This is a genomic window from Pseudomonas peli (assembly GCF_050563605.1).
In the GTDB taxonomy this organism is placed as follows: Bacteria; Pseudomonadota; Gammaproteobacteria; order Pseudomonadales; family Pseudomonadaceae; genus Aquipseudomonas; species Aquipseudomonas peli_A.
Genome location: NZ_JBNXUH010000006.1, coordinates 226,478 through 239,202 on the forward strand (window position 1 = coordinate 226,478; position 12,725 = coordinate 239,202).

A 12,725-nucleotide genomic window follows, 5' to 3' on the forward strand; every position below is an offset into this window, starting at 1 on the left:
GGTCTTCCTGAATCTGCGCTGTCTGCTAGCAAGGTGGGATGAGACTAGGGGCCGGCTTCAGCCAGCCCCAAAGGCGAAGCACATGGCTGTACCTTTTTATGCACCAATTTTTTGGGCAATTTCGGCAAGTTTTTCGCGCATCGCCTGATCGAGTTCTTCGGGTTTGATATGAGCAATGATCTTCTTCAGCACGCGAATCTCATTGTCATCAATCACCCCGTCACGCTCGGCAATATTCAGCAGCGCACCCAATTCCTGCACATCCAGGCGGCCGTCATTGGCAAAGCACTGAATCGAGCGAAACGACATTTCCAGATAATCCCGTGGTTCTGACATAAAACTTCCTAATTAGAGATAAACGGGCCATTCAAGGAGTTGGCTTTCGCCAACCCCAAGAGAACATCCAACTTATTGCTAAGACGATAGCTTTCAGCCGTTACCGGCATGCACTTAGCTTTCGCTGCTATCCACTGCCGCCGGCGTTTTGCTTTCGCTGACACGACCATTCAGCAGACGGGCCAACACGTCCTGCACCACCGGGCTCTTGCCGACCACGCCTTCGATGGCTTTGCCCACCGACAGCGACTTGGCGAAGGAGTTGAAGAAGTCGCCTTCGCCGCCGACGATCTCGATCTTCGCCTTGGACAGCGCCGCAGAGAGCACTTCGGCCTGATCCTTGGCGATTTCCTTGTTGGCGGCGATGGCAGCCATGGCTTCGTCGAAGTTCGCCTCCAACTGCATGCGGAACTCCTCGTGCTGACGCGCGTTGTCGCTGAGCGCATCGAGAGCACCGAACTTCTTGCCCAGGCCTTCGGCCTCGGCATTCAGACGTTCCAGCAACACATGGGCTTCGGCCATACCCAGATCCTGGGTGGCTTTGGCCTTGGCCGCGCCGAGCTGTTCTTCGCCGCGCGCCTGAGCACCGAGTTTCTCTTCCAGTACCTTGGCGTCGGCCAGGCCGTCTTTTTCCTTGGCGGCAGCTTTGGCTTCGGTCACCCGCGCCTCGGCCAGGCCTTTCTCCTGGTCACCCTTGGCTTCGGCAATCAGTTGTTCAGCATGCACACGGGCTTCAGCCAGGCCTTCCTTCTCCTTGGCTGCGGCGGTGACTTCACGCACCCGCGCATCGGCCAGACCAGGCGCAGCGCGCTCGGCCTCGATACCTTCGGCCATTTTCTTCTTGGCTTCGGCCTGCTTGGCCGCGGCTTCCAACTCGGCCTGAGCGAGGTTGTTGATTTCCACTGCTTTGTGCTGGGAGCGGGTCTCGTCGGCTTCAGCCTGCTTGACCTGGCGCACCAGCTCCTGCTCGGCTTCGGCCTGGGCGTTGAGCACCATGACCTGCTTGTTCCGATCCGCTTCGGACACTTCACGCACTTCCTTGATGCGCTCTTCTTCCTGGGCCACGGTCTTCTCGACCGCCACGCGCTCGCGGATCACCCCGGCGATATTCTTGCGCTCGACTTCAAGGGCTTTTTCTTTCTCGATGCGCTGCAGTTCGACTTCGCGCTCGCGGGAGACGATTTCCAGGTCCTTGGCGCGGGTGACTTTTTCCACCTCGATAACCACAGCACGCTGGCGGTTCTGCTGCGCCACTTCGACTTCGCGCTGATGGTTCTCGGCGCGGATATCCAGCTCCTGCTGGGTAGTAATGCGCGCCTGCTCAGCCTTCAAGCGCTCTTCTTCCTTGACCTTGAGGGTCTCGGCTTCTTCGCGGGCGCGGATGGTTTCGATCTCGCGTTTCTGCCGCGCCTCGGCATCGGCTTGCTGACGCTCGAGAGCCAGAGTCGCCTCGCGGGTTTCCACGTTCTTCTTCTTGATCGCCAGCTCTTCGTTGCGCTCCAGATCATTGGTAATGACGTTCTGCGCAGCAGTCAGCTGAGTGATCTTGCGGATACCCTCGGCATCGAGAATATTGCTCGGGTCGAGCGATGCCTTGGAGGTCTGCTCCAGATAGTCGATGGCCACGTCTTCCAGCACATAGCCGTTGAGATCGTTGCCGATCACCTCAACGATACGATCGCGAAATTCCTGGCGGTTCTCGAACAGCTGAACGAAGTCGAACTGCTTGCCGACGGTTTTAAGTGCTTCGGAGAACTTAGCGTTGAACAGCTCGTTGACCGCACTGCGGTCAGAAGCGCGCTCCACCCCGATGGCCTTGGCCACCTTGAGCACGTCCTGCTGGGTTTCATTGACGCGCAGATAGAAGGCCACGGTGATGTCGGCACGCATGTTGTCCTTGCAGATCAACCCGTCCTTGGCGCGACGGTCCACTTCCAGGGTGATCAGGGAGATCTTCATGAACTCCTTGAGGTTGATCACCGGGTACACCAGGGCACCGGTGAAATGCACCTTGGGCGTCGAAGACATGTCGTTGACGATCAGCGCGGTACCCTGCGGCACCTTGATATAGAAGGCTTTGAACAGGACGAAAAAGCCAAAAATAACCAGAAAGAACAGACCTAAACCGGTCAGAAAAGGCATTAGCAGCTCGAGGCTCATTACAATCAATCTCCTTTGATAAACGGGCTAGATGCCCTTGAACTCGTCTTCGGTAATCACCCGATAGGCGTGTTCGGCCTCCAGGTACTCCAGCAACACCACGCGGTCGCCACGTTTGAATCCATGTGCCTCATCGGCACGTACACGCAGAATCAGCCCAGCGCCACCATCCTCAAGCGTCGCCTCACCCTGAGCGGCAGTTACTCGCCCACTGCGCACGATGGCTACCTGCCCGAGCACGGACTTGCTGGTGGTGGTTTCCAGCTTGAGAAACAGCGGACGCAACGGCCGCACCAACAGGCTCACCACCGGCACCACGGCGATCAACGCAGCGGCGATCACCAGCAAACCCAGGGGGTAACGCAAAATGCCCAAAGGCAGAAAGCGCAACAAAAACAGCTCGGCGAAATAGCAGAGGAACCAGGCGAAAAAGAACAGCAGGGTGAGAACCAATGTCACCGGCACGCCGTTCAGGCCCAGCTTGAGTAGCAGGCCGGCCAAGCCTTCAGGTTGCAACGAATGGTTTTCCAGTGCTGAATCGACTTCGATATCCAGCAGATCGACATCGAGAATGCCCATGGCGGCGACCAGCCAATACAGAATCGCCACGCAGAGTGCAAAACTGAGCACCACCACGGGGAACGACAGCGCGGTCTGTATGAATAGCTCCATTTTCTTTACATCCTGCTAGTCGAAGAAGCGGGAGCCGCAGCCCCCGCATTGGCCGTTTAGGCTTCTGGTTTGGCCTTACTCTTCAGACGTGCCAGCACGCTGTCAGCACTGGCGTTGTCCGGCACGATGCCGGCAGCACGTAGTTTGACCTCCAAGGCGTCATCCGGTGCGCTGGTTGCGGCCAGTTCCGCACTGGCTTCCATCATGGCTGCACGCTCGGCCTGCTTGAGCTTGATGCGCTCCAGCGATTCGACGGCGGTATGCAACTTGGCCTGCGAGCCGCCATAACGCTGCGCCACTGCCATCTGCGCTTTCTGCACGCTTTCCGTGGCCTTGACCGTATCGACCTGTTGTTTCAGGCGTTTGATGTGCCCTTCTGCCTGTGTCACGGCCTTGCGCAACTGCGCCACGCTGGCCGCAAAACCATCGGCCTGCTCGCGGTCGCTGGCCTGTTCGGCTTCCAGATTGGCGATCTTCTCGGCGACTTCCTTGGCCAGGGTTTCATTACCGGCATCCAGAGCCTTGAGCGCGTACTGCTCGTACTCGGCAATCTTCGCCGTGCTCTTGCCCAGACGATCACTGGCCAGTTTCTGTTTGGCCATAATCTCAGCCAAGGCTTCCTTGGACTTGCGCAGTTCTAGATCGGCATCGCGTATCTCCTGATCGAGAATACGCAGCGCCTGACCGTCAACCACGGCCTCACCCACTTCATTGGCGCCGCCACGCAGCGCCGTCAGCAATTTGCTCCAGACGTTCATAGCATCACTCCTTAGCGTCAGCCTTGAGGAAGCCTTCATAGGCTTCGGTGGCCTTGATCACGTTGTCGGCCAGCAATTCGATCTCGAACACCACATCAGTCAGTGTCGACGCCGAACTCAGCGCACCAAACATGGTGTAGCAAGGCTGGCCGTCCGGCAGAGTTTCCAGACCGATAGAAGACAGCGGAAACAGTTTGTGCGTGCGCAGCACCTGCTCGTTGAACGCCGCACTGTCGCGCACATCGGCGGCAGGCCACAGCAGGCCCTCGACCACGATTTGCTCACCAAATACGGCGATAAACAAAGGCAGGTCGCCATAGTCGTGCATGGTCACGTGCAAGCTGGCATCCGAGCTTTGAATCAGCTCGATGCTCGCCTGCCCGCCCTTGAATAGCTCAGCGACCGATAGCGCATCGTATAAAGCCTGTGCAGTCCAAACCTGCGGCATGCTCATACCCTCCTCCTTTTCCATTGAAGCCAGCTTTAATGAGTGCGGCTGGCGAAGTTTCCGCTCGAATGCCATAAGCAGCGGGGCATGCTCTGGCAGTATCCAGACCTCTTTTTTCACCAACCCCTGCTCGCGCAGGCGCTGACGAAAAAGACGCTGGTAGTGGGCTGATGATTTGTTTTCCATGAACGCAGACTAGATCTACACATGTAATGAATCAATACATCACATGTAATATTTTAAAATGCATGTTTACTGATTTTCAGGCGCACTCAAGCGAACCGCTCAAGAGCAGCGCTTCAGAGAAACACAGGGAAAAATCGCAGGAGAGGAACCATCCAGGGTTATAGCGCCAAGCATCCATTCGTGAAGGCAATTTAACGTCATATCGCCCGCCAACTAAACAGCTAAATCTGCCAACAGCATCGCAGCCGCTGCACGCGATAGCGCCCATTGAAATATGACGCAGCACCCCACAATCGAATAGCCTTGGCCAGCCCACTGCCAACGGAAGCCCTTATGAGCCCAGCTAACAAACCCCTCGCCGGCCTGAAAGTGCTCGAGCTCGGCACCCTGATCGCCGGCCCGTTTGCCTCGCGCATCTGCGCCGAGTTCGGCGCCGAGGTGATCAAGGTGGAATCGCCGGACGGCGGCGACCCGCTGCGCAAGTGGCGCAAGCTGTATGAGGGCACTTCGCTGTGGTGGTTTGTGCAGGCGCGCAACAAGCAGTCGATCACCCTTAACCTCAAGAACGAAGCCGGCCGCGAGGTGCTGAAGAAACTGCTCGGCGAGGCCGACATCCTGATCGAGAACTTCCGCCCCGGCGTGCTGGAGAAGCTCGGCCTGGGCTGGGATGTGTTGCATGCACTGAACCCTAAACTGGTGATGGTGCGCCTGTCCGGTTTCGGCCAAACGGGGCCCATGAAGGATCAACCAGGCTTTGGTGCGGTGGGTGAGTCCATGGGCGGACTGCGCTATATCACCGGTTTCGAGGACCGCCCACCAGTGCGCACCGGTATCTCGATTGGCGATTCGATTGCCGCACTGTGGGGCGTAATTGGCGCGCTGATGGCGCTAAGGCATCGCGAGGTCAACGGCGGCAGCGGCCAGGTGGTCGATGTGGCGCTGTACGAGGCGATTTTCGCCATGATGGAGTCCATGGTGCCGGAGTTCGATGTGTTTGGTTTTATCCGCGAACGCACGGGTAATATCATGCCCGGCATCACGCCCTCCTCGATTCATACCAGCAGCGACGGCAAACATATCCAGATCGGCGCCAACGGCGATGCGATCTTCAAGCGCTTTATGCAGGCCATCGGTCGCCAGGACCTAGCCGACGACGTGACATTGACCAGCAATGATGGCCGCGATGCACGACGCGATGAGATCTATGGCGTGATCGACCGCTGGGTCGGCTCGCTGCCGCTGGAGCAGGTGCTGACTACGCTGAACCAAGCCGAAGTGCCGGCCAGCCGCATCTTCAGCGCCGAGGACATGTTCCACGACCCGCAATTTCTTGCCCGAGAAATGCTCTTGTCGGCCAAGCTGCCAGACGGTAAAGCCTTCAAGATGCCCGGCATCGTACCCAAACTGAGCGACACACCGGGAGAGGTGAACTGGGTCGGCCCGGAGCTGGGCGAACACAATGAACAGGTGCTGAGCGGGCTGGGTTATAGCCGTGAGCAGATCGCCCAATTGCGTAGCGATGGTGCCATCTAATCAGCAATCCCAGCGAGCGCGCTGTAGCTAGAGGTGAACGCCGTACTTGGCGTAGATCCCCTCAATAACACCGCGCCGCTTGAGCGTCAGAATTGCCGCATCCAACTTATCCAGCCAGGCTTCGTGGCGTGGATGAACGCGCATGCTGACATCGAAAGAGCTCATTACATCGCCGATCTCGAGGTGACGGTACTCCGGGGTCTTGGCCAGGCTGTATTGAGCAATCGCCTTATTGACCACAATTTGATCAAAGCGCGACTTCGCCAACATCTCCAGCAACTGCGCCTCATTCAGCGCATTGCGCCGATCGAGCTGTCCCGCCTCAATCAGCGCGCGTAAGTCAGGGTAGGCATAACCGCGAACCAGGCCTACTGACTTGCCGCGCAAATCCTCAGGCCGTGCCACCGGAAAAGCCTTGCCCGGAGCAAACATCATGACATCAACCACTTTACCGAACGGCACCGAAAACACCCCAGGGGTCGGCTGGCTTTGCACCCAACCCGGATAGACACCAGGCTCAATATCGAGCTGCCCGCCGTTGAACAGCAAGCCAATACGCGGATAGGGGTAGTACTGCACGCTGAACGTGTCGCCTGTGAGCTTGCCTAGCTCATCGAAGATGTCCTGATAGATACCGGTTTTACCCTGCTCGATCATCATCGGCGGGTAGTTATAAAAGCCGACTTCAAAGGTAGCGGCGTTGACGCCAGCCAAGGGAAAGACACCGCACAGTAGAAAAACCACCTTGCTCAACCACTTCACGCCATCACCCTACTACCCCTACCACACCACGCACTGCCGCTAGAACGCGCCAAACAACCAGGCGACTGCAACGCCCAGCACAAGTAAACCCAACAACCAGAAGATACCGCCATGCCCGCCCGACTGCACTACCGAGACGCCACCCGGCTGTCGCTCAGGCGTGTAGTCGTCCACGGCCTCCTTGGCCTCTTTCAAGCCAATACCCTTGAGCTCACGCAGCAGCTTGATTGCCTCGATCTTCTGCCCACGCTCAAGTACCGCTATAACCTCAACCGGCAAATCCTGATCAAACTCCGCCATGACACGCTCCATCCCAACAAACTACCCAGAGCATAGCCGCAAAAAAAGCCGGCCCCTTGCGGGTACCGGCTTTGTCGACCAGCGCCTGGTTTACAGCGGCTTGCCGCGATTGCCATGCTGAGCCACGAAGCCCTGTACGGTTTTCAGGTCGTTAGCCAGTACCGTGCAGCGCTCCTCGCGCTCGAACAGATCCGCCAGGTGTACAGGCAACGCCGGAGCCTGACCTACGCCAGCCTTCTCCACCGCTTCCGGGAATTTGACCGGGTGCGCAGTGCCGAGAATCACCATCGGGGTGGCCAGACTACGGCGGCATTCACGGGCAGCACGTACGCCAATGGCGGTGTGCGGATCAAGCAACTCGCCACACTCGTTGAACACCTCGGTGATGGTTTCGCAGGTCTGCGCATCGTCCACTGCCAGGGAGTCGAACAGCTTGCGTGCTTCGGTCCAGCGATCCTGATCGACACTGAAACCGCCACCCTGCTTGAAGGTAGCCATCAGCTCGGCAATCGCCGCGCCGTTGCGACCGTGCAGGTCAAACAGCAGGCGCTCGAAGTTCGACGAGACCATGATGTCCATGGACGGAGAAAGCGTCGGGTGCAGGTCGCCCTTCACATACTGATTGCCGCTCATAAAGCGGTGCAGGATGTCGTTGCGATTGGTCGCGACGATCAGCTGGCTGATCGGCAAGCCCATGTTGCGCGCCAGGTAGCCGGCGAATATGTCGCCGAAGTTGCCGGTCGGCACCGAGAACGCGATGGAGCGCGCCGGCCCGCCGAGCTGCAGGGCTGCATGGAAGTAGTAAACGATCTGGGCCATGATCCGCGCCCAGTTGATCGAGTTGACCGCGACCAGACGCGTGCCCTTGAGGAAGCCCTGGTCAGCGAAGCTGTCCTTGACCATTTCCTGGCAGTCATCGAAGTTGCCCTCGATGGCGATGTTATGAATGTTGTCACCGAGGATGGTGGTCATCTGCCGGCGCTGCACCTCGGACACACGGTTGTGCGGGTGCATAATAAAGATGTCGACGTTGTCACAAGCCTTGCAGCCTTCGATGGCGGCCGAGCCGGTATCGCCGGAGGTGGCGCCCATGATCACCACGCGCTCGTTGCGCTTGGCCAGCACGTGATCAAGCAGACGACCGAGCAGCTGCAGGGCAAAGTCCTTGAAGGCCAAGGTCGGGCCATGGAACAGCTCCAGCACCCATTCGTTGCCATTCAGCTGACGCAGCGGCGCCACGGCGTTGTGAGCAAACACGCCGTAGGTTTCTTCGAGGATTTTCTTGAAATCGGCATCGGCGATGCTGCCAGTGACGAACGGGCGCATCACCCGGAAGGCCAGCTCGTGATACGGCAGGCCAGCCCAGGAGGCGATTTCTTCCTGGGTAAAGCGCGGCAGGTTTTCCGGTACATAGAGGCCGCCATCACTGGCCAGGCCGGCGAGCAGCACGTCTTCGAAATTCAGGGCCGGTGCCTGGCCGCGGGTACTGATATAGCGCATAGGGGCAAACCTTCGGTTGAATCTTTAAGGGCCGCCGCTGCCTACAGCAGCGGCGGCCAGATACGGATTAGTTCAGCTGCTCGACGCGGATACGCACAACGCTGCCGACCACATCTTCGAGCGCCTCAAGGGCACTAATCGCCTCATTGATTCGCGCCTCGACCACGCGATGGGTGACCAGGATCATCGGCACCAAGCCATCCTGCTCCTCAACTTCCTTCTGCATGATCGACTCGATATTGATCCCGCGAGCCGACAGAATGCTCGCCACCTGGGCCAGCACACCCGGATGATCCTTGGCCTGGATGCGCAAGTAGTAGGCGCTCTCGCAGGCTTCGATCGGCAGAATCGGGTGATCGGACAGCGAATCCGGCTGGAAGGCCAGGTGCGGCACGCGGTTGGTCGGATCGGCCGTCAGCGCACGCACCACGTCCACCAGGTCAGCGATGACCGAGGAGGCGGTCGGCTCCATGCCGGCGCCTGCGCCGTAGAACAAAGTGCTGCCGGCGGCATCACCATTGACCATGACCGCGTTCATCACACCGTTGACGTTGGCGATCAGGCGATCCGCCGGGATCAGCGTCGGGTGTACGCGCAGCTCAATGCCGGCGTCCGTACGTCGAGCCACGCCCAGATGCTTGATGCGATAGCCCAGCGCTTCGGCGTAGTTCACGTCAGCGGTAGTCAGCTTGGTGATGCCTTCGGTATAGGCCTTGTCGAACTGCAGCGGAATACCAAAGGCGATCGAAGCCAGGATGGTCAGCTTGTGCGCGGCGTCGATGCCTTCGACGTCGAAGGTCGGATCAGCTTCAGCATAACCCAGCGCCTGCGCCTCAGCCAGCACGTCTTCGAAGGTGCGGCCCTTCTCACGCATTTCGCTGAGGATAAAGTTGCCAGTGCCGTTGATGATGCCAGCCAGCCAGTTGATGCGGTTGGCCGCCAGGCCTTCGCGAATTGCCTTGATCACCGGGATACCACCGGCAACGGCCGCCTCGAAGGCGACAATCACACCCTTCTCGCGGGCCTTGGCGAAGATCTCATTGCCGTGCACCGCGATCAGCGCCTTGTTCGCGGTGACCACGTGCTTGCCGTTCTCGATGGCCTTGAGCACCAGCTCCTTAGCCAGGGTGTAACCGCCAATCAACTCGATAACGATATCAATCTCGGGGTTGTTCACCAGCTCGAAGGCATCGCTGGTCATGCTAATACCGGTCGTGTCGTACTGCGGCTTGGGCGAGCGAATGGCGATCTGGGCAACTTCAATACCACGCCCTGCGCGCCGGGTAATTTCCTCGGCATTTCGCTTGAGTACATTCAACGTACCGCCACCGACGGTACCCAGCCCACAGATGCCTACTTTCACCGGTTTCACACTGAACTCCCCATCTGCACTGCGTAAAACGGCCGGAGCAAGCCCCGGCCGTAGAAAAAGAGCCGCACCATACGAAGCGGCTGTTTATTAGTCAATCAGGCGCGAGCCTCAGATCACTTGGATTCCAGGGCTATTTTCGCCAGCTGCGGTGCTGGTTGATAGCCTGGAATGATCTTGCCGTTGGCCAACACGATGGCCGGCGTACCGCTGACCCCGATCATCTGCCCCAGCGCGTACTGCTTGGCTACCGGACTGTCGCACTGCGCATCTGCCACGCCCTGGCGGCCTTTCGCGCGATTCATGGCGTCCTGCTGGTCCTTGGCGCACCAGACATTCGACAGCTCTTTGGCCGCAGCACTTTCCAGCCCTTGGCGCGGGAAGGCTAGGTAACGCACCTCGACACCCAGGCGATTGAGCTCAGGTACTTCGCTGTGCAATTTCTGGCAATAGCCGCAATCGGTGTCAGTAAATACGGTGATATGGGTTTTCGGCTGCTTGGGTGCAAACACCACCATTTCCGAAGTAGGAATGGCATCCAGCAGCTTGACCACACCACGGCTTTCCGCCGCCTCGGTGAGATTCACCGGCTGGCCGTTTTTGACCTGAAACAGGTAACCCTGCAACAGAAACTGACCATCGGCACTGGTGTACAGCTGCCGACCACCGGCCAACTCGACCTGATAAACGCCAGGCATTGGGCTCTCGGCAATCGCCTCAATCGGCAGGGCTGGATCGATAGCCTTGAGGCTATTGCGGATGGCCTGGTCGGCATCGGCAGCAACGCCCACGCTGCTGGTCAGACCCAAGACCAACGCGACAACAATGCGGTTAAAACGCATACAAACTCCTGGCAAAAGACGATCTAACAAATGATGGACGCAGCCTATCATAGAAGCCCGCAGAGACCGACCATCGCAGGCCGGACGGCGCTCTCAGCCTCGCGGGTGGTGCTGTGCATGTAACTCCTGCAGCCGTGCGCGAGCGACGTGGGTGTAGATCTGCGTGGTCGATAGATCGCTGTGCCCCAGAAGCATCTGCACCACGCGCAAATCGGCGCCGTGGTTGAGCAAGTGAGTTGCAAAAGCATGGCGCAGGGTATGCGGTGACAAGTTCTTAGCAATTCCCGCCACCTTGGCCTGGTGCTTGATGCGGTACCAGAAGGTCTGCCGGGTCATCTGCTCACCGCGCAGGCTGGGAAACAGCACATCGCTGGGTTTGCCATCCAGCAGAAACGGCCGCGCCTCTTTGCTGTAACGCTCGATCCAGGCAATCGCCTCCTCACCCAGCGGCACCAGACGCTCCTTGCTGCCCTTGCCGAATACCCGCAACACGCCCTGACGCAGATTGACCTGCTCCAGCGTCAAGCCAATCAACTCACTGACACGTAGACCGCAGGCATACAGCACCTCAAGCATCGCCCGGTCGCGCAAACCAATCGGGTCATCCAGCTCGGGAGCGGCCAGCAAGGCCTCGACATCAGCCTCGGACAGCGACTTGGGCAACGGCCGACCCAACTGCGGCAAATCCACCTGCAGCGTCGGGTCGTGACTGATCAGCTGCTCGCGCAAGAGAAACCGGTAGAAACCGCGCAAGCCCGAGAGCTGCCGCGCGGTAGAGCGCGCCTTGTAGCCCTCATTCAGGCGCCAGGCCAGGTGATCGAGAATCAGCTCACGCCCCGCATCCGGCAGCTGCACATCACGCACCTGCAGCCAGCCATTGAACAGCGCTAGATCACTGCGATAGGCGGAGCGCGTGTGGGCCGACAAGCCCTTTTCCAACCATAACGACTCAAGAAAACGGTCAATCAGCGGATGATCGATAGCTGGCATCAAGAAACCTCAAACGATATGCCCGCTAGTGTCTACGAGCGCAGCGCCATGGGCCAGTGCTAAGCACACCGACCAACGGTTGCTAGAGCAACGAAGAAAGCCCCAGTCACCCTATCTTTGGGAGGGTGACAGACCGCCATTTGCAGACCATGATTGCATCACGCCACTACAGCACAACGGTGCCCACGCATGTCCAGCCAACAACACTCACGTCTTGGTCAGATTCTGATCAACAAAGGACTGATTAACCGCGGCCAGCTGGATGCTGCCATTCAACTGCAACTCACCAACCACAAGCGCCTGGGCGAAACGCTAATTGAGCAAGGCTGGCTAACCGAACGCCAGCTGAAAAAGGCCCTCAGCAAACAGAACAACCTGCGCCTGGCCGCCACCCTGATCGCAGCCCTACTCAGCCCCTTCCAGATCGCCAGCGCCGATGCACCGCGCAACTTGCCCAGCGCCATCAGCCAGGAAGAAACACCCCGCGGCCTGCGCCCCTTGAGTGATATGGAAATGAGTAATGTCAGCGCCCAGGGCCTGGACGATGTGCTGCAAGGCCTGTTTCTCCAAGCCGGCAGCGGGGACGGCCTGGGCACCGTCAGCCAGCTGAGCAAACTGGTGATGCCGGTACTGAGCAGCCTTGAGGCAGAAACTTCGATGAAGGATGTGCAGTACGACACCAGCAAACTGACCTCGGTGATCAATGCCGACGGTTCGGTCAATGTGCGCTTGCCCAGCTCAATTGGCGAGCTGCGCTTCGACAACATCCGCGTCGCTGGCGCACCGCAGGGCCAGAGCTTTGGCAGCCTGAGCCTGCATGACATCGACTTGTCGCAAGCCTCGCTGAAGATCAGCCTGCACTAATCGCA

The 12,725-nt window shown here is 58.8% G+C and carries 13 protein-coding genes; 2 read left to right on the forward strand and 11 right to left on the reverse strand.

Annotated features, from left to right (window positions below; translation table 11 throughout):
* Positions 1–96: 96 nt before the first annotated feature.
* The 5 genes from ACQ4LH_RS09585 to ACQ4LH_RS09605 form a co-directional block, all read right to left on the reverse strand.
* Positions 97–336: a hypothetical protein gene (locus ACQ4LH_RS09585; RefSeq protein ID WP_430696957.1), complete on the reverse strand. Its 240-nt coding sequence runs from the start codon at positions 334–336 to the stop codon at positions 97–99.
* 114 nt (positions 337–450) lie between these two features.
* The gene (locus ACQ4LH_RS09590) at positions 451–2,496 is read right to left on the reverse strand and encodes a hypothetical protein (protein ID WP_430696958.1); all 2,046 of its coding nucleotides are present in this window, start codon (positions 2,494–2,496) and stop codon (positions 451–453) included.
* A gap of 27 nt (positions 2,497–2,523) precedes the next feature.
* The gene (locus ACQ4LH_RS09595; protein ID WP_167141959.1) at positions 2,524–3,168 is read right to left on the reverse strand and encodes an OB-fold-containig protein; all 645 of its coding nucleotides are present in this window, start codon (positions 3,166–3,168) and stop codon (positions 2,524–2,526) included.
* Between the two features lie 56 nt (positions 3,169–3,224).
* Positions 3,225–3,926 (reverse strand): PspA/IM30 family protein, encoded by a 702-nt coding sequence (locus ACQ4LH_RS09600; protein ID WP_167141962.1) that lies wholly within the window; start codon positions 3,924–3,926, stop codon positions 3,225–3,227.
* Between the two features lie 4 nt (positions 3,927–3,930).
* Positions 3,931–4,560 carry a YjfI family protein gene (locus tag ACQ4LH_RS09605; protein ID WP_430696959.1) on the reverse strand — a complete coding sequence of 210 codons (630 nt, stop codon included), beginning with the start codon at positions 4,558–4,560 and terminating at the stop codon, positions 3,931–3,933.
* Positions 4,561–4,893: 333 nt separating this feature from the next.
* Between ACQ4LH_RS09605 and ACQ4LH_RS09610 the strand changes: the two genes are divergently transcribed.
* Complete coding sequence (locus ACQ4LH_RS09610) at positions 4,894–6,093, forward strand: CaiB/BaiF CoA transferase family protein (RefSeq protein WP_430696960.1); 1,200 nt, start codon at positions 4,894–4,896, stop codon at positions 6,091–6,093.
* 27 nt (positions 6,094–6,120) lie between these two features.
* On the opposite strand, the gene ACQ4LH_RS09615 is transcribed toward ACQ4LH_RS09610, so the two are convergent.
* The 6 genes from ACQ4LH_RS09615 to xerD all read right to left on the reverse strand — a co-directional run bounded on the left by ACQ4LH_RS09615 (position 6,121) and on the right by xerD (position 11,856).
* A complete protein-coding gene (locus ACQ4LH_RS09615; protein ID WP_430696961.1) occupies positions 6,121–6,855 on the reverse strand; it encodes a substrate-binding periplasmic protein in 735 nt (244 codons plus the stop codon).
* Between the two features lie 39 nt (positions 6,856–6,894).
* Positions 6,895–7,155: a ribosomal protein L7/L12 gene (locus ACQ4LH_RS09620; RefSeq protein ID WP_430696962.1), complete on the reverse strand. Its 261-nt coding sequence runs from the start codon at positions 7,153–7,155 to the stop codon at positions 6,895–6,897.
* A gap of 90 nt (positions 7,156–7,245) precedes the next feature.
* Entirely contained in the window at positions 7,246–8,655 is a 1,410-nt protein-coding gene (thrC, locus tag ACQ4LH_RS09625) for a threonine synthase (RefSeq protein ID WP_430696963.1), read from the reverse strand.
* Between the two features lie 67 nt (positions 8,656–8,722).
* Positions 8,723–10,027: a homoserine dehydrogenase gene (locus ACQ4LH_RS09630; RefSeq protein ID WP_430696964.1), complete on the reverse strand. Its 1,305-nt coding sequence runs from the start codon at positions 10,025–10,027 to the stop codon at positions 8,723–8,725.
* A 113-nt stretch (positions 10,028–10,140) separates the two neighbouring features.
* Positions 10,141–10,866, reverse strand: a complete 726-nt coding sequence (dsbC, locus tag ACQ4LH_RS09635; RefSeq protein ID WP_430696965.1) for a bifunctional protein-disulfide isomerase/oxidoreductase DsbC — start codon at positions 10,864–10,866, stop codon at positions 10,141–10,143.
* Between the two features lie 93 nt (positions 10,867–10,959).
* Positions 10,960–11,856: a site-specific tyrosine recombinase XerD gene (xerD, locus tag ACQ4LH_RS09640; protein WP_430696966.1), complete on the reverse strand. Its 897-nt coding sequence runs from the start codon at positions 11,854–11,856 to the stop codon at positions 10,960–10,962.
* Between the two features lie 189 nt (positions 11,857–12,045).
* Between xerD and ACQ4LH_RS09645 the strand changes: the two genes are divergently transcribed.
* The gene (locus ACQ4LH_RS09645) at positions 12,046–12,720 is read left to right on the forward strand and encodes a hypothetical protein (protein WP_430696967.1); all 675 of its coding nucleotides are present in this window, start codon (positions 12,046–12,048) and stop codon (positions 12,718–12,720) included.
* The last annotated feature ends 5 nt before the right edge of the window (positions 12,721–12,725 follow it).